This is a genomic window from uncultured Bradyrhizobium sp., assembly GCF_936928535.1.
Lineage (GTDB): Bacteria > Pseudomonadota > Alphaproteobacteria > Rhizobiales > Xanthobacteraceae > Bradyrhizobium.
This window is the reverse complement of the sequence record NZ_CAKZHY010000098.1, coordinates 128,145-143,089: the sequence shown is the minus strand read 5'-3', so window position 1 is coordinate 143,089 and position 14,945 is coordinate 128,145. Positions and strand designations below refer to the sequence as shown.

Genomic DNA, 14,945 nt, shown 5'->3' with positions numbered 1-14,945 from the left:
GCGCATTAATCACTTCGATCATCGCAAGCGGGAACCTGAGTTGCATTTGCGCAACACCGGCTCGAAAAGCCTAATTTGGGAGATTTGCGCCATTGCGCTGCCACATCGTCCCTCGAACAATTGACCCGCCGCGTGCTTGGCTGTGCAATCTGGTTCGCTCGCGAACCTTGGAGGCAGGGATCATGAATGATCGGCGGTCTCTTCTTGTCGCTGTTACGTGCCCCTCGGCCGTGATGGCCGGCTGGCTGGCGCTCTCCGTTTCTGCCTACGCGCCAGCCTTGATCGAGAACAGCGGCGCCAATGCAGCCGCCGTGACCCATGCGAAAGACCTCAGCCGCCTCGAGCTTGCTGACATCCCGCGTGCCGCGACGATCGACGATGGTATCGCGCTGACCGCCGACATCGCTGCCGCCGCGGCTGCAACGCCACGCGTGGCGATGATCGAACCGCCACCGCCCGAAGCACCCGCCCCCGCTGTCCAACTCGCCTCGGCCGATCCGACCGAGATGCTACCCGCGGCATCGCCTGCGCCGCAGGTTGCGCCCGAACCGGCTCCCGCCGCGAACGAAGCTGCCGCCGTCACCGACGAAGCCACACCCGCCACGCGTGAGACCGCGCCGGCCGCAAAATCCGCGATCAAGCTCGCCTCCGCGGATCCCGGCGATGTCGTGCCGCAGGACGCATTGTCGCCCGCCGCGATTGCGACCGGGCCGGTGGCCGAGAGCAAGGCATCGCCGCCCGCCGACACGGTGGCCGTGCTCGACGAATGTTTCTCTATGGACGCCTGCATCGATCGCTATCTCTGGGCGCTTTACCAGCGCACGCCGAAGGAGGACTCGATCAAGGTCGAGGACCGACGTGCCGTCACCATCAAGCGCAAGGGCAAGATGGTCACGGTGATGCGCAGCTTCACAAAGCTCGTCGACGAGGATTTCGCCTGGAAGGATCCGAAGGCGGCCGAGCACGCCAACATGCCGCTGATGGATTACGTCATCGGCGGCATGGACAAGAGCTTCAAGCAGAAGCTGTTCCGCATGCTGCTCGCGGCGGAAGCAGCCGGGCTCTCGCCCGGGATCACCAGCGCGTTTCGTGACGACTACCGGCAGGAGATTGCCAGCGGCCTGAAGGCGGCGTCCAACCGCTCCTATCATGGCGGCAGCCTTCGCGGCGGCTATGGTCACGGCATGGCGGCAGACATCGTGAGCACTCAGGGCAGCAACCGCGCGCAACGCTGGGCCTCGACGGAAGTGCTGTGGAAATGGGTCGACAGCAACGGCAAGGCGCTCGGCATCGGTCGGCCCTATCTCGACCACGATCCACCCCATGTCGGCCCGATCGATGGCCTGGAATATATCTCGAAGCGCGGCATCGCGACTGACCGCAAGGAAGCCGCCAACACCAAATCGAAAAAGGCGCGCATTGTGGCCAGCGCCAAGTCATCGAAGACGCAGGCTGCACGCGAGAAGAGCTCCGCAAAACCGCAAAAGGCGGCGCAATCGGCCGCGAAACGGACGACCTAATCCGGACCTTGAGTGCCTGACGCAGGCAGCGGCACGAGACACATTTCGGCCGACCCTGCTGCTTGGGTACGAACGAGCACGGCAAAAACAGTTTCGACCGCAAGCCGCACCGCGGTCTCGATCGCCGTGCCCTTGGCAAGATGCGCCGCGATCAGGCCGGTCAGCAGATCGCCGGTGCCATAGGGGCGGATCGGCAGGCGCGGCGTCGCAAAGCGCGACAATCGCCCGTCAGCACACAGGATCGTCTCCACCTGCCCCGAGGGCGTGTCCACCAGCGTACAGCCGGTTGCGACGACATCGATCCGGTGTTTCCCCGCAAGCGCCGCCGCTGCGGCGCGCAGGCCCTCGGTATCGGTAATCTTGACGCCGGCGAGCAGCTCGAGCTCGAACTGGTTTGGCGTGATCAAGTGTGCCGCAGGCAAAAGGCGGCGCCGAACTACATCCAGAATGCCCTCAGCGACGTAGACGCGACCATCGTCGCCGATCACGGGATCGCAGAGATAGCGGAGCCTGGCATTGCGCGACAGCGCCCGTTCCACAAAATCGGCGATGACGACGGCGTTGTCGGGTGAGCCGAGATAGCCGGTGACGAGCACAGCGGCCTCATCGACCAGGTCTCGCTCCTCGACGCCTCTCAGCAAATCGGCGACCAGCTCGGCGTCGAGAACCCGCCCGCGCAAGGTGGGATAGCGCGGATGGTTCGAGAGCAACGTCGTCGGCACGGCGGCGACGTTGACGCCTTCCGCCTGCATGGCATGAACGGCCGCGCTGTTGCCGACATGGCCGTGGACCACCTGGCTTTGAATCGAGATGACGAGCATGCAAAGGTCCGTAGGATCAAAACCCGGGTGCGGCAAGCGCAGTCGGGTTCACGAAAAATCGTACGCGAGTCCCGGCCGCAGCGCCCGCAGCTTCCGCGCCAGCCGCCGATGCCCGCTTTCCTCCGACCGCGCCAATTGACCGGCGACCGCGACGTGGTCGGCATCGCTCTTGTGCTGGTTGAGCTTGGCCTGCCCTTCGATTTGATCGACCACGATGTCGATGACGCGGATCGCAGCCAGCATGGTCTCGCGCTTTTCGGGCTCCATCCGCGCGAGACCCCAAGGCTGTTTCGGCAGCCGCGCCTCGGCGGTGGCCAGCAGCGTATCCCCGTGACCGCGGTTCTCGTCATGCCCGCACAAATGGGCCACGCCCGACAAATGAACAGCCTCGTAGAGCCAGGTCGAGACATTGTCAGGCGAGGCGTACCAGTCGTTGGAGATGTAGGCGTCATCCCCGGCGACGATCAGCAGGAAGCGCCTGACGCCGTCGGCGAGCTCAACCAGCGGGTTCCTGGCCGTGAAATGGACTTGCACGATGGCGCGCCCATCGCGCTGGTCCAGCACGAACGGCACGTGCGAGGCGCGCGGGCCATTCCCATCGGCCGCGACGATCACGCCGAAACCGCGCCGGCGCGCAAACTCGAGCGCGTGCTGTTCTTCGATGCGAAACTGGGGCCGAAGGACATGCATGGCGCGGCACTCGATCTGACAGGACGATGCGAGGCTAACCCATGATCGGACCGAATCCGAATGATATTGGGCCGCAAACGCAGATGTCAGGAATGACGTCCGCGGTGCGCCAACTCGCTGAGATAGGCGCAGAACATGTCCGCCAGACCGTCAGCGTGACGGGTGATTTCAGCCTCACTGCGCGGTGTCTCCGAGAAGCGCTTGCCAACCTCAGCCATCGTCGTCTTGATCAGCTCCCCGGCGAGCTCGCGGGTTGCCTCCGAGGCCTTCGGGAGTGCTTCGCGCATGAAGGCCGCAACGATGCCCTCGCCGGCCGCGCGTGCCTCCTGCGCCTCGGGCGCATCGCGGTAGAGCGGCGCGGCATCGCTGAGCGCGCCGCGGATCGCGGCCTCCTCGCATTCCGAGCGGATGAAGGCGTGGACGAGTGCGCGCAGCCGCGCCGGCGGCGGCTGCGTCCGGTCCGCCAAAATGCCGCGAAGAAGCTCGCTCGTGCTGCGCCATTCGTCGCTTTGCAGGCGGAACAGGATCGCCGCCTTGTTCGGAAAATATTGATAGAGCGAGCCGACGCTCACCCCGGCTCGCTCCGCCACCCGTGCGGTGGTGAAGCGTTGCGCGCCTTCCTTCGCCAGAACCTGAACCGCAGCGTCGAGAATGGCCGCAACGAGCTCGCTAGAGCGAGCCTGTTGCGGCTGTTTTCGTGAGGAAACTGAACGACTTCGACGATCGGCCATGACGCTCCCGGGGGAATGCGAATAGGAAACGCGACGAATTAGTCGTATTTCGATTCGCACGCAAGCACGCCCTCCGCCGTGCTCCCTGGAGACACCTCATGACCACCCCAACGATTACATCGCTTGCACCGCTGCTGGATCGTCTGTTCGACCAGGACGAAGCAGCTCGCGGCGTCCTGCAAGCCGCCTTCGCCGATGTCAACGACGCCGATCGCGTCAGCATGATGCAAAGCAAGACCAGTTACCGCGACCTCACGCACGCCTGAAGGACGCGCCGCTCGCCGTCTCGCGCGAGACAGGCAGTCTGCTGTACATGCTGGCGCGAAGCTCGCGCGCCAGGGCAATCGTCGAGTTCGGCACCTCGTTCGGCATCTCAGCCCTGCATTTGGCCGCAGCCTTGCGCGACAATGGAGGCGGGCTCCTCATCACCAGCGAATTCGAACCATCCAAGGCAGCCCGGGCCCGCGAGCACCTCAGGGACGGCGGGCTGATCGACCTCGTCGAAATCCGCGAAGGCGATGCGCTGAAGACGCTGAGCGTCGATCTGCCTGATCAGATCGACCTCGTGCTGCTCGACGGTGCCAAGGCGCTCTATCCCGAGATCCTCGATCTGGTCGAAGACCGCTTGAGGCCGGGCGCGATCGTCGTGGCCGACAATGCCGACGACAGCCCCGACTATCTGGCGCGCGTGCGCGCGCCCGGCAGCGGCTACATGTCCACACCCTTCGCGGAGGATGTCGAGCTCTCCGTGCGGATCGGTTAGAGCCGCATCGAACATATCGCTCGTCCCGGAGCCGCCGCACGATTCGTCGTGCGGCGGCTTTGCGCTGTCGGCCGCCGAAAATCCTCACGTTTCGCCTTGTCGCAGGCTCGTCACTCACACGTGATACCTGCTCCCGACAAAAGCCATGTCGCGTGTGCTAAACATACCTACCGCGCGGTATCTTTCTCGCGCACCCTCGAGATCGCCATGACGTCCGCCTTCACCTCCTATGCAGCGCTTGCCCTCGCCATCGTGTTCGAAGTGACGGCGTCCGCCTTTTTGCAGCGGTCCGCGCAGTTCACGCGACCCTGGCCGACGCTGGCGATGGTGCTGTTCTATGTCGCGTCGTTCTACGCGCTGTCGGTCGCGATCCGGGTGATCCCTTTGAGCGTCGCCTATGCGATCTGGGGCGGGGTCGGCATCATCCTGACCGCCACCGTCTCCTTCGTGCTGTTCCGCCAGATGCTGGACGCCGCGGCCTTCGTCGGCATCGGCCTGATCGTCTCGGGCGTCGTGGTCATCAACCTGTTCTCGCAGACGACGGCGCATTGATGCCGGCGAGCGCCTATACCCGCGCCAAGCAGCCCGAGCAGGTGCGGCGCGCCCTGCTCAACTGCGCGGCAACGATCGCGATGGACCACGGTGTCTCTGGCATCACGATCCAGGCGGTGGCGGCGGCCGCCGGCGTCACCAAGGGCGGTTTGTTTCACCATTTTGGAAGCAAGCAGGCGCTGATCGAGGGCCTGTTCGCCGATCTGCTCGTTCGTGTCGACGCCGAGATCGACGCCGCTGTTCAAGCGGACCCCAAACCGCGCGGCAGTTTTACGCGCGCCTATGTGAATGCCGTATTCACCGGAAAGGCGTTCGGCTTCACGACGCCCTGGGCAACATTGAGCATGGTGGCCGTCACAGATCCGTCCTTGCGCCGGCTCTGGAACGACTGGATGAAGGCGCGCCTGAAGCGGCATCGCGCCACGGACGCGGCGCCGGAGCTCCAGATCGTCCGTCTGGCCGCCGATGGCGCCTGGCTGTCCTTCGTCACGACGGGACAGACCCGCATGAACGCCGATCTGCGCGCCGTGCACGACCGCCTGCTCGCACAGACCTATCGGCGCCAGTAATCAGGCTGCTATTGGCCCTGCACAGCAGGCTTGGGCGGACGCGGTTTGGATTTCGCTTGTTTGGGTCCGGGCTTCGGCGCCGGGCCCGCAGGCGGCGTGTCAACGGATACGAGATAGGCCGCGAGCGCCTTCGCAGTATCCGAGCCGGCCGAATAATGATCCTGGAGGAACCAGGACAGCGTCAGGGTGTAGCGCCCCTTGGCAAGACCGCGCGGGCTGCGATGGCAAGTCGCGCAGTCGTCGGCGAACAGCTTTTCGGGCGATTTGCCGGCGTCGAGATTTTGCGCGGAGACAAAAGGCGTCGTCAGCACCGCGGCGGCCGCAGCAATGGTGCCGAAAACCAGCAGAGGCGCGATGACCTCGCGCCCCGGTCGAATGAGCGATCTCAATGTCGTTCCCCGGCCCGTCCTGCGGTCAAGCCGCCAGCAACTGATCGAACTCCGGCGGCGCGTAGGCCTTGCCGTCCTGATCGGTGATGACAACCCGCCACCCTTCGCTTGCCCACACCTTCGCCTTCGCCACGATGAGCAATCGGCTCTCGCGGGCAAAACTGTACTTCTCATTGTCGCGTTCTGCGATCATTTTATAGGCCAATGCGCATCCCTTTGCGTTGCCCTGCACCCGATGTCGTCGTGGCAGCGGCCTTTGGCGGCAATTCGCCGGGAGCGTGGCAATTTGGTGCCGTCCGCGGCAGCATTGTGAGCAGGCACCGGCTCCTTCGGAACGATGGCGCCTCGTCACGTGCTGCATCTTGAATGTGATTCTGCTTGCCGGGGGCTGGTTCGAGGGCCCGCCTGCGGATGCGCAGGTGCCTAAAGCTGCCAGCAGGGCTCCGGCCTATCGCCGCCGCGACAGAACCGATGGTGCCCGATCCGCTCAGTGGACGCGGATCACATGTGGCCGGCCCAGATCTATCAGACCCTGCACGGCCGACAGACGGTCATCCAGGGCCGCAATGGTGAGCAACAGATTGTTGCGACGCTCGTCGAGCATGCCCATCTCGGCGCCGGAGAGTTTTGCGCTCGCCCGCTCCTTGTGGATGCCATCAAGGGATTTGCGCAAGCCGGCAATCAGTCCGGCCAGTTGCTTGGCCTCTCTCGTCATCGACCGCTTCGCGACACTTTGGCGGCGCGACTCCGCCTGACTCTGTCTCATATCATCCTCCCGTGCCCCGCTGCCCCGAGTGGATGCTTACATCTTTGAGTACACATCTTACGATCGATGAAATCTGCCCGCGAAGAACCGTTTTAAATTGTACGCGCACGGAACTCACGCCAACCAAACAAAAAGCCCGGCGCGAGCGCCGGGCTTTCGTAGGCGAATGCTAGTGCTTCTCGTGACCGCCGGCGGGCCCACCACCATGCGGAGCGGCGTTGACGTGCGGAGCGCCACCACCGCCCGGATGCGGCATGGCCGCTGCCGGCGCGGGTGCAGCCGGACGCGGCGCCGGCATCTGCGCGTGGGCATTCATGGGCGCACCGTGGCTGACATTGGGCTGAGCCATATGCGGCATTGCCGGTCGGGCCGCAGGCGCAGCCGACACGCGCGGCGCTTCATGTCCACGCGCCATCGGCTGCGGGCGTGCCGCCGCAGCCCGGGCCGCTGCCGGCTCGTGCATCATGCGCGCCTGCGCATCACGGGGATTGCGCCCTTGCACGGCAGTCCGCTCATGGGCCATGCGCTCGCTTCGCGCCGCGCCGGCCCGGTCGGCCGTCACCGCAGCGCCAGGCTTGGTGATGGCAGCATCGCGCCGCACGATCGCAGCGTCACGCCGTGCCGTTGCAGCATCCCGCCCGGACATCGCGGCGCCGTGGACATTGCCCTTGCCATGGACGCCTTCGCGTTCCAGCGCGACCGCGGAGTCGTGCGTCGCCGCGCGGCCGATGCGAGCGGCACGCGGATCAATCGTCATCCGCGTCGCAAGGCGCTCGTGCGAGGTCCAGTAATTATTCCAATAAGCGTGGCGGCGATACCAGGGACGTCCCTCGTAATAGCTCGACCAGTACGAGCTCAGCACGAAGGGAACGACCGGCACGTCGACCTCGTCGACATAGTCGGGCAGATAGACGTAGTGATTGCGGTAGAGATATTCGAGATATTGCGACGACACCCAGCCACGGTCGTCCGCGAGGCTCACGTCACACCACGCATTGCCGCGCAGGCAACCATGGATGTTGACGCGGGCGCCTTCGGGGACGCGGTCAACCAGCGGAAAGCCCGGACCCGGACCGGCGCGCAGACCGGTCGACACGGTGACGATGCCAGGCGCGGCCAATGCGGCGGTCGGCGCAAGCAGCAATGCGGCAACTAAAGCGGTTCTCAGTCTCATGGCGAAATCCTCCTTTGGGAGGCGGAACGCGCGAGCGGAATAAAGCGTTCCGCCCGCGAGCGTCGCATCAGCCAAAAGAGTGAGATGCGCGGCTTGCACCGAGTTCGATATTCATCCGCCATTCATCGGCGGGGCATGCGTCAGGTCTTCTGCAACATGAAGCCGTCGAAATATGCTGCAAGCGCAGCAAAATCATCGAGCGGCAGCACCTGCGAAACGTACTGATCCGGGCGCACCACGATCATGCAGCCGGCCTCCCGGTCGATGCCGCGCATCGCGAAAATATCCTGGCCGCTCCTCGGGTCGGGACAGAACATCTTTTCGTAGTCGAGCAAACCGTAGCGCCCCTTGCGTGGCAGCAACAGCGCGGGCATCGCCTGGATCGCAAGCTCGCGATGGTCCTGTTGAAACACCACCCGGAGATCGATCACGGCATCGATGTCGGAACCGGCGGGCGTATATCGCTCCAGCGGCGATTGCCTGGCTTCAGCAAGAAAATTGCACAGCCTGCGAATGGCGGAGTCGGCCGCCCCAGGATCTTCCGCGCCCGAGAACGCGTAGATTCGAAAGCGGCCATCGGCCTGCGCCGCGTGGCCGAGATGAACGGGCTTCGCATCTCCGAGCCGTATCACTGGCGCCGAGTGGAAGCGCTTGCCGATAACGAAGCCTTTCGCGAGATGCTGATGCGAGGCCGCGCCGGTAAGGATCGACGGCGCATAATGCGTCGCCGTGCCCGCGGTGTAACGGCCGTGCCTGACGAAATAATCCTGCGTCTTCGCCGCATCGGCGCCGCCGGCCTTGGCCGCCGAGGCCAAGATCCCGGACCATTCACGATCAAAATCGATCAGCTCCTTCGCCACCGCTTGCCGCTCGGCCGAATAGGAATGCAGCAGAGTTGGTGCGCTCTGGTTCCGCAGCACCGCAGCAAGCTTCCAGCCGAGATTGAAGGCGTCCTGCATCGAAACGTTCATGCCCTGCCCGGCCTTCGGGCTATGGGTGTGGCAGGCATCGCCGGCAATGAAGATGCGCGGCTGCCGCGTCGCGACCTGGGCGTCCGGCACGTCGTCGAACTTGTCGGTCAGGCGCTGGCCGATCTCGTAGACCGACCACCAGGCGATCTCCTTCACCTCGAGCGTATGCGGCTTCAGGATTCGCTGCGCCTTCGCAATCACGTCCTCAGCCGTGATGTTGCGGCTCGCGACGCGCTCGCCGACATCGAGTTTTGCCAGTTCGACATAGAGGCGAACCATGTAGCCGCCCTCGCGCGGAATGATGAGAAGGCTGCCGTCCTTCGCCGACTGAATCAGGGACTTGAAGCGGATATCGGGGAAATCGGTTACCGCCAGCACGTCCATCACGCCCCAGGCGTGGTTGGCGGAATCACCATGCAGCTCGCGGCCAATCGATTTGCGGACCGTACTGCGCGCGCCGTCGCAGCCGACCACGTAGCGCGCCTTGATGGTCTCGACCTTGCCCTCATCAGCGCCATCGAGGCGCTCGAGGCGCACGGTCACCGCATGATCGGCCGGACCTGCGGCCGGATCGACCTCGAGGTCGAGCAGGCGCCTGCCGTAATAGGGTTCGAGCTTGGCCGGCGATTTGCGCATGACGTCGAGAAAGCCGTCATGAATGCGCGCCTGGTTGAGGATGACGTGCGGGAATTCCGACAGCCCGTCCTCGACGTCCTGTACACGTCCGCTGCGGAGGATATTCTCTGGTGCCCGCTCGTTCGGCTTCCAGAACGTCGTCTCGTTGACCCAATAGGCTTCCTTGAGCACGCGCTCGCTGAAGCCAAAGGCGTGGAACATCTCCATGGTGCGGCAGGCGATGCCGTCGGCCTGGCCGACTGCGAGCCGGCCCGACTTCTGCTCGACGATGCAGGTCTTGATGTCGGGGAATTGCGCGAGCTGTGCCGCGAGTGTCAGGCCCGCAGGGCCACATCCGACGATGAGGACATCGACCTCGCCAGGCACGGCGCCCGTCGCCCCTGCGGCTTGCACACGCTCGGCGGGATCGGCGATTTCAGGGTCGCCCGGCTGGAATCCATTGAGATGGAATTGCATGAGCACCTCTCCCGTTGACGTTCCCTTCAATATTAATCAGTATACTGACTATCAGTATACTTGTCAATGAGGCGCCCGCCGCCCCCGCCTCGAGGAGATCTCGATGAAAGACAACAACGATATGCCCGGCCATCTGGCGCGGCGATTCCAACAGATCGCGGTGGCGGTCTTCTTGGCCGAGGTCGGCGAAGCCGGCTTCGACCTCACGCCGGTGCAATATGCGGCTCTCGCGACCATCAAGGCCAATCCGGGGCTCGACCAGATCACGCTCGCCGGCTTGATCGCCTATGACCGCACCACCATCACCGGCGTGGTCGATCGGCTCGTGCAGAAGGGCCTTGTCGAGCGCCGCGCCAGCCCTCGCGACCGCCGCGCCCGCGAGCTCGAGATCACCGACGAAGGCCGGCGCACGCTGCGCAAGATCACGCCAGCGGTTGAATCCGCCCAGGCGATCATGCTCCGCGGCCTCAGCGCGAAGGAAGGCGAGGAGCTGATGCGGCTGCTGCGCAAGGCCATCGCCGCCGGCAACGAACTCAGCCGCGCCCCGTTGCGCGATATCAAGGCATGAACGGTTCGCGGATACGTAGATGTCGCAGACCTGCGAAACCAGGAACTAACCTTCGGCTGCTAACCTCGCTGGCATCTCGATATTTAACGCGCGATTAACTTTGCCGGTTTGGAGTTTCGGATGTTCAGGTTCGTCATTGCGACCACAGTCATCGCGCTGTCCGCCGGCCATGCGCTCGCGAACGGGCACGGCGGCGAAGCCCCTCCTCCGCCCAAGCCCGAGGCGACCGCCGCCCCCGCGAAGGTGGTCCTGACCAAGCAGGGCCCCAAGCTCGTCGATCTCAAGGGGATGACCCTCTACACATACGAGCGCGACACCACCGGCAAAACGTCGAACTGCAACGGCAAGTGCACCGAAACCTGGGTGCCGCTCGCCGCAGCCGCCGAAGCCAAGGCCATCGGCGATTTCACCGTGATCAACCGTGAGGACGGCAGCAAGATGTGGGCGTACCGCTATCGCCCGCTCTACACGTCGCCGGCCGACAAGGCGCCGGGCGATGCCAACGGCAACGCCACGACACTGCAATGGCGCATCGCGCGGCCTGACAATTAAGGCGCGAATGGCAGCCGCTCTGCTCCGCTCGGCGAACCCGTGAGCTTGGCGTGGGCCGCGGAATCGGCCGAGGCGTAATTCACCTCCGGATTCCAGTGCACCACCGCGTAGACGACCAGTCCGACCAGGATCGATCCGTAGAAACCGAGCGTAGCCAAACGCCACTTGCGCACGATGCGCCGATCGTTCTCATCAAACTGTTCAATGAAATTTTGCATGATGCCTCCAATGGCAACGAGCCATGGAGGCATAGCGCAACCCGCACGAGGTGCTTGTGAACCAATTCACCTTGCGGCGGGCACATCGCCGCTGCCGTCATCAAGCTTCGGTGATGCAACTGGCGTGACAGGTCAGATCGGTTGCCTCATCCGCGCCAGCTCAGCCCCGACTCGATCTGCGCGCTTTGTCCCGGCGGCAGGACCACGACGGTTGCGTCGAGCTTCACCCGGTCGAACAGATCGATCACGTCCTCGTTGCGCATCCGGATACAGCCCGACGAGATCGCCTGCCCGATATATTCCGGTTGGTTGGTGCCGTGGATGCGGTAGAGCGTGTCCTTGTTGCCGACATAGAGGTAGATGCCACGTGCCCCCAGCGGATTGGCGGGACCGCCGGGCACGCGCGCCGGATAGGGCCCCAATCGCGCCTGGATCTCAGGCGTCGGCACCCAGTCCGGCCATTCCGCCAGCTTGCCAACGCGCGCCACGCCCGAGAAGGCCATCGCCTCCTCGCCGACCGCGACGCCGTATCGGATCGCCTTGCCGTCGGGCAGCACGTAGTAGAGGTAGCGCGCGTCCGTATCGACCAGGATGGTGCCCGGCAGTTCCTTGCGCGGATAGTCGACGATGTGACGGAGATATTGCTCGGGCACGTTTGCCTGGGCGTAAGGTGTGTGCGCAAGCAACTGACGGTCGCGCGCGGTCATGCTCGCATCCGTCGATGGCGAGAGCGTCGTCTGCATGCAGCCGCCGAGCGGCAGCAGCGCAGCCACGAACAAAACGAGGAGAGATCTTGGCACCGCCGGCCCCCGATAGCGGATAGCAGCACCCCCAGCATTGGTAGATGCTGCCCAAATCGTGCTTAAAACAAGGCATGCGGAACACTTGCCCGTGTTCGGAAAGTCCGGTTCCATCACCACATGCGGCAGAAGTCGCGATGTCTCCATCGCCTCGCCTTGCTTTGGTCAAACCCGGCTGGACTCGTGGGGTACAGGCTCGGGATGGGCTCACGCAACAGATCGGCTCCGCGCCAATGCGGACGACCAAGGGGTCAAAGGAGCTGCGATGCTCGCGACGTTGAACAGCCGCCAGATCGTCGATGAGATCGTGAAGGACACGGTCAAGGACAACGATCCGCATGATGCGGTACAGATTTCGCCTGACATGATCAGGGCGTCGCGCGCGAGCAGCGAGGCGCCTACGCTCGCACCGGAATTCACGGCTCGCCCCGAGCCAAAATTTGCGCCAGAGCAGAAACTGACGATCGAGCCGAAGTTCGGCCCGGTATCGGTGCCGCAGGCAGCCGCGCCCCAACCTGCGCCTTCGGTCGACACCGCGGTCCGCGTCACGGCCCCCGATGATCACATCAGACCAAAGCGATCGACGGCCGGAAAATGGCTGCGCGGCGCGTTCGTGACGTTCCTGTTTGCGGGCGGCAGCGCCGCCGCGACCATCGCCTGGGAGAAGCACGGCGACACCGCAAGGCAGATGCTCGCCGAATGGACACCGGCCCTGGCCTCGCTGCTGCCTTCGACGTCGCAGACTGCACCGGTCGCAGCCGCACAGGCGGCACCATCAGCCGCGCAGGATCAGACCGCGTCAGCAGTGCAGGATCAATCCGCCGATCAAGCCGCGACACCACCCGCCGCGCCAGTTGCCACGGCTGCTGCCACACCCGCAGCAACACAAACCGATGCCGCATCTTCGGTGGAATCGATGACGCGCGACATCGCCGCGATGGCGCAGCAGATCGAGCAGCTGAAGGCCAACATCGCCGAGTTGAAGGCAGGTCAGGAGCAGATGGTGCGCGAGATGGCGAAGCCACAAGCGCCTAAGCCGATCGCCGAGGCGAAGCCACCGGTCAGCCCGCCCGCGCGCGTGTCGGCGTTGCCGCCGCGCGCTCCGGCGCCGCCTGTTCGCAAACCGAAGCCCATGGTGTCGCACACCTACGCGCCGGCTTATTCGCCGGCGCCGCTCGCACCTCCGCCGCCGCCGTCACAGGCAGCCGCGATTCCGCCGCCACCGGTGGCACCGCCTGTTACGACGACGCAAGCTGTTGCCGATGATGACGGACCTGTCGTGCGTCCGCCGATGCCGCTGCGCTAGAGCCGCATCAATCGACGACACAAGCTGTCCTGTTCGATGTGACGATGTGAGTCCGTGTGACTACGGGGATGCACGGCTCGACCCAAAGAGAAAAGGCCGTCGGGATCTATGCCGCCGGCCTTCTCTTGCAGCTGCCGGTTCCCGGAGCCCGGTTCTGCTGCAATTCCATGCCTTATGATCAGGCTGACATATTTAATAAAATCTTAAAGCGCTCGAACGTTGCACATCATTTCTGCGCCATACGCACAGAGATTGCGCGCTCCGTTCATCGGTTAGAGATCGACTCAGTGCTACCATCTCGCATGTTTCGAAGACTTCCGTTGAAGCCTTCTTGTGAAGATTTGGGTCGTCACACCGGGGAATTCGGATGCCGTATTACTCCTTCGATCTCGTTGACGGTGAAGAGTTCAAGAACCAGGGCGAAATCATCCTCGAAGACATCGAGGTCGCCTCTGATCGTGCCGTTCAACTCGCAAGCGAACTGTCGCAGGTGAAGCCTGAGCTGCAGCGGAAGGGTTGCTCGGTGCGCGTCACCGATCGCGATCACAATGAGGTCTATCGCACCCCGCTCGATCCCGTGCCGGCCTGGCGGCGCTAAGCGCCTGCACCGCACGAGCAGGCAACAATCCCGCCTCGCCACCGTTGCGGAACGGTGCACAGGACGCTAGCCTCCTCTGAAAACGAGGAGGACCCAAGGATGCGCGCCCCTTTGCTGATGGCAGGCCTGTTGCTTATCGCAGCTCCAGCCCAGGCAGCTGACGACCATACACGCTCGAATTATGTGACGATGGTCCTGCAGGCCTTCGCCGCCAAGGTCGAGTGTCCCGGGACCGACGTCGTCTATCAGGATCTGGTGCAAAAGGCCCAGCAGATGCAGCTGCCCGATGGCACCACCGAGCAGGTGCGCAAGGCGATTGCCTGGATGCACACCGGCGGCAAGATGGGCGAGAAGCAGGCCGACGACATCATGGCGGAGGTCGCGGTCGCAACCCAGATGACCGACCTCGACCAGCGCCGGCTCGGCATGAGCAATTGGTGCGAAAAGCAGAAGACCAGCCTCGCCGGGCTGATCCGCAGCAAGGGCGGCTAGGCATCGCCTCGCCGTTAAGCACGCCGCGACCGAACCGATCCTCCGGCCAACAATCGTCACATTCTTGGCCAGCATGCCGGGGTCTTCAACCCGGAGAACCCCATGCGGATACTTCATCTTGTCTTCGCCGGTGCGCTCGCGGTGAGCGCCGTGCTGGCAACGCCAGCGCTGGCGAGGAATGCCGACGCCCAGAAGGGCGAGGACAAGGCAGCGTCTTCATCCTGCAGCGCCTATCAGCAGGCGGCGGATGGATCCTGGGAGCAGCTTCCCTGCAAGGAGACCGGCGAGCGGGCGCAGCCGCAGACCCAGCACAAACCGGTGCCGCAAGGAGCCGAGCAAGACCGCTGAGCTCCGGACCCTGCGGGAACCCGCC

Annotated in this window: 19 protein-coding genes and 1 pseudogene; 10 read left to right on the top strand and 10 right to left on the bottom strand. The window is 64.3% G+C overall.

The window, feature by feature from the left end; all coding sequences use genetic code 11:
- Positions 1-182: 182 nt before the first annotated feature.
- Positions 183-1,520, top strand: coding sequence for a hypothetical protein (locus Q0687_RS20865; protein ID WP_298880632.1), 1,338 nt, complete (start codon positions 183-185; stop codon positions 1,518-1,520).
- On the opposite strand, the gene pdxY is transcribed toward Q0687_RS20865, so the two are convergent.
- From pdxY to Q0687_RS20850, 3 genes are all read right to left on the bottom strand, one after another.
- Positions 1,517-2,341, bottom strand: coding sequence for a pyridoxal kinase (pdxY, locus tag Q0687_RS20860; RefSeq protein WP_298880630.1), 825 nt, complete (start codon positions 2,339-2,341; stop codon positions 1,517-1,519). The two genes, Q0687_RS20865 and pdxY, sit on opposite strands and share 4 nt — an antisense overlap.
- A 48-nt stretch (positions 2,342-2,389) precedes the next feature.
- The gene (locus Q0687_RS20855; protein ID WP_298880628.1) at positions 2,390-3,031 is read right to left on the bottom strand and encodes an FMN-binding negative transcriptional regulator; all 642 of its coding nucleotides are present in this window, start codon (positions 3,029-3,031) and stop codon (positions 2,390-2,392) included.
- An 86-nt stretch (positions 3,032-3,117) separates the two neighbouring features.
- Positions 3,118-3,762, bottom strand: a complete 645-nt coding sequence (locus Q0687_RS20850) for a TetR family transcriptional regulator (protein ID WP_298880625.1) — start codon at positions 3,760-3,762, stop codon at positions 3,118-3,120.
- Positions 3,763-3,860: 98 nt separating this feature from the next.
- Here Q0687_RS20850 and Q0687_RS20845 point away from each other — a divergent pair.
- From Q0687_RS20845 to Q0687_RS20835, 3 genes and pseudogenes are all read left to right on the top strand, one after another.
- Positions 3,861-4,525: pseudogene (locus Q0687_RS20845) on the top strand (class I SAM-dependent methyltransferase).
- A gap of 207 nt (positions 4,526-4,732) precedes the next feature.
- Positions 4,733-5,077 (top strand): multidrug efflux SMR transporter, encoded by a 345-nt coding sequence (locus Q0687_RS20840; protein WP_298880622.1) that lies wholly within the window; start codon positions 4,733-4,735, stop codon positions 5,075-5,077.
- Positions 5,077-5,646 (top strand): TetR/AcrR family transcriptional regulator, encoded by a 570-nt coding sequence (locus tag Q0687_RS20835; protein ID WP_298880619.1) that lies wholly within the window; start codon positions 5,077-5,079, stop codon positions 5,644-5,646. Before Q0687_RS20840 ends, Q0687_RS20835 begins: the two co-directional genes overlap by 1 nt.
- A gap of 8 nt (positions 5,647-5,654) precedes the next feature.
- Here Q0687_RS20835 and Q0687_RS20830 read toward each other — a convergent pair whose 3' ends face one another.
- From Q0687_RS20830 to Q0687_RS20810, 5 genes are all read right to left on the bottom strand, one after another.
- A complete protein-coding gene (locus Q0687_RS20830; protein WP_298880616.1) occupies positions 5,655-6,035 on the bottom strand; it encodes a hypothetical protein in 381 nt (126 codons plus the stop codon).
- A gap of 25 nt (positions 6,036-6,060) precedes the next feature.
- Positions 6,061-6,267 (bottom strand): hypothetical protein, encoded by a 207-nt coding sequence (locus tag Q0687_RS20825; RefSeq protein ID WP_298880613.1) that lies wholly within the window; start codon positions 6,265-6,267, stop codon positions 6,061-6,063.
- A gap of 255 nt (positions 6,268-6,522) precedes the next feature.
- On the bottom strand, positions 6,523-6,750 hold the full coding sequence (locus Q0687_RS20820) for a hypothetical protein (protein WP_298880610.1): 228 nt from the start codon (positions 6,748-6,750) through the stop codon (positions 6,523-6,525).
- Positions 6,751-6,970: 220 nt separating this feature from the next.
- Positions 6,971-7,975, bottom strand: a complete 1,005-nt coding sequence (locus Q0687_RS20815; RefSeq protein WP_298880608.1) for an SH3 domain-containing protein — start codon at positions 7,973-7,975, stop codon at positions 6,971-6,973.
- 140 nt (positions 7,976-8,115) lie between these two features.
- Positions 8,116-10,038, bottom strand: a complete 1,923-nt coding sequence (locus tag Q0687_RS20810) for an FAD-binding monooxygenase (RefSeq protein WP_298880605.1) — start codon at positions 10,036-10,038, stop codon at positions 8,116-8,118.
- Positions 10,039-10,141: 103 nt separating this feature from the next.
- On the opposite strand from Q0687_RS20810, the gene Q0687_RS20805 reads away from it, so the two are divergent.
- Both Q0687_RS20805 and Q0687_RS20800 read left to right on the top strand, forming a co-directional pair.
- On the top strand, positions 10,142-10,606 hold the full coding sequence (locus tag Q0687_RS20805) for a MarR family transcriptional regulator (RefSeq protein WP_298880602.1): 465 nt from the start codon (positions 10,142-10,144) through the stop codon (positions 10,604-10,606).
- Between the two features lie 120 nt (positions 10,607-10,726).
- Positions 10,727-11,158 carry a hypothetical protein gene (locus Q0687_RS20800; RefSeq protein ID WP_298880600.1) on the top strand — a complete coding sequence of 144 codons (432 nt, stop codon included), beginning with the start codon at positions 10,727-10,729 and terminating at the stop codon, positions 11,156-11,158.
- Here Q0687_RS20800 and Q0687_RS20795 read toward each other — a convergent pair.
- A complete protein-coding gene (locus tag Q0687_RS20795) occupies positions 11,155-11,376 on the bottom strand; it encodes a hypothetical protein (RefSeq protein ID WP_298880599.1) in 222 nt (73 codons plus the stop codon). The genes Q0687_RS20800 and Q0687_RS20795 overlap by 4 nt on opposite strands.
- Positions 11,377-11,522: 146 nt before the next feature.
- Positions 11,523-12,176 carry a L,D-transpeptidase gene (locus Q0687_RS20790; protein WP_298880596.1) on the bottom strand — a complete coding sequence of 218 codons (654 nt, stop codon included), beginning with the start codon at positions 12,174-12,176 and terminating at the stop codon, positions 11,523-11,525.
- Positions 12,177-12,441: 265 nt separating this feature from the next.
- Here Q0687_RS20790 and Q0687_RS20785 point away from each other — a divergent pair, with 265 nt between their 5' ends.
- The 4 genes from Q0687_RS20785 to Q0687_RS20770 all read left to right on the top strand — a co-directional run bounded on the left by Q0687_RS20785 (position 12,442) and on the right by Q0687_RS20770 (position 14,920).
- Positions 12,442-13,482, top strand: coding sequence for a hypothetical protein (locus tag Q0687_RS20785; RefSeq protein WP_298880595.1), 1,041 nt, complete (start codon positions 12,442-12,444; stop codon positions 13,480-13,482).
- 367 nt (positions 13,483-13,849) lie between these two features.
- Positions 13,850-14,080, top strand: coding sequence for a hypothetical protein (locus Q0687_RS20780; protein ID WP_298880593.1), 231 nt, complete (start codon positions 13,850-13,852; stop codon positions 14,078-14,080).
- Positions 14,081-14,179: 99 nt separating this feature from the next.
- Positions 14,180-14,572, top strand: a complete 393-nt coding sequence (locus tag Q0687_RS20775) for a hypothetical protein (RefSeq protein ID WP_128952110.1) — start codon at positions 14,180-14,182, stop codon at positions 14,570-14,572.
- Between the two features lie 102 nt (positions 14,573-14,674).
- The gene (locus Q0687_RS20770) at positions 14,675-14,920 is read left to right on the top strand and encodes a hypothetical protein (RefSeq protein WP_298880588.1); all 246 of its coding nucleotides are present in this window, start codon (positions 14,675-14,677) and stop codon (positions 14,918-14,920) included.
- The last annotated feature ends 25 nt before the right edge of the window (positions 14,921-14,945 follow it).

What these genes read in the sequence shown, in the direction of transcription:
- Q0687_RS20865 (WP_298880632.1), top strand. Translation starts at nt 183, where the DNA reads ATGAATGATCGGCGGTCTCTTCTTGTCGCTGTTACGTGCCCCTCGGCC.
- pdxY (WP_298880630.1), bottom strand. Translation starts at nt 2,341, where the DNA reads ATGCTCGTCATCTCGATTCAAAGCCAGGTGGTCCACGGCCATGTCGGC.
- Q0687_RS20855 (WP_298880628.1), bottom strand. Translation starts at nt 3,031, where the DNA reads ATGCATGTCCTTCGGCCCCAGTTTCGCATCGAAGAACAGCACGCGCTC.
- Q0687_RS20850 (WP_298880625.1), bottom strand. Translation starts at nt 3,762, where the DNA reads ATGGCCGATCGTCGAAGTCGTTCAGTTTCCTCACGAAAACAGCCGCAA.
- Q0687_RS20840 (WP_298880622.1), top strand. Translation starts at nt 4,733, where the DNA reads ATGACGTCCGCCTTCACCTCCTATGCAGCGCTTGCCCTCGCCATCGTG.
- Q0687_RS20835 (WP_298880619.1), top strand. Translation starts at nt 5,077, where the DNA reads ATGCCGGCGAGCGCCTATACCCGCGCCAAGCAGCCCGAGCAGGTGCGG.
- Q0687_RS20820 (WP_298880610.1), bottom strand. Translation starts at nt 6,750, where the DNA reads ATGACGAGAGAGGCCAAGCAACTGGCCGGACTGATTGCCGGCTTGCGC.
- Q0687_RS20815 (WP_298880608.1), bottom strand. Translation starts at nt 7,975, where the DNA reads ATGAGACTGAGAACCGCTTTAGTTGCCGCATTGCTGCTTGCGCCGACC.
- Q0687_RS20810 (WP_298880605.1), bottom strand. Translation starts at nt 10,038, where the DNA reads ATGCAATTCCATCTCAATGGATTCCAGCCGGGCGACCCTGAAATCGCC.
- Q0687_RS20805 (WP_298880602.1), top strand. Translation starts at nt 10,142, where the DNA reads ATGAAAGACAACAACGATATGCCCGGCCATCTGGCGCGGCGATTCCAA.
- Q0687_RS20800 (WP_298880600.1), top strand. Translation starts at nt 10,727, where the DNA reads ATGTTCAGGTTCGTCATTGCGACCACAGTCATCGCGCTGTCCGCCGGC.
- Q0687_RS20795 (WP_298880599.1), bottom strand. Translation starts at nt 11,376, where the DNA reads ATGCAAAATTTCATTGAACAGTTTGATGAGAACGATCGGCGCATCGTG.
- Q0687_RS20785 (WP_298880595.1), top strand. Translation starts at nt 12,442, where the DNA reads ATGCTCGCGACGTTGAACAGCCGCCAGATCGTCGATGAGATCGTGAAG.
- Q0687_RS20780 (WP_298880593.1), top strand. Translation starts at nt 13,850, where the DNA reads ATGCCGTATTACTCCTTCGATCTCGTTGACGGTGAAGAGTTCAAGAAC.
- Q0687_RS20775 (WP_128952110.1), top strand. Translation starts at nt 14,180, where the DNA reads ATGCGCGCCCCTTTGCTGATGGCAGGCCTGTTGCTTATCGCAGCTCCA.
- Q0687_RS20770 (WP_298880588.1), top strand. Translation starts at nt 14,675, where the DNA reads ATGCGGATACTTCATCTTGTCTTCGCCGGTGCGCTCGCGGTGAGCGCC.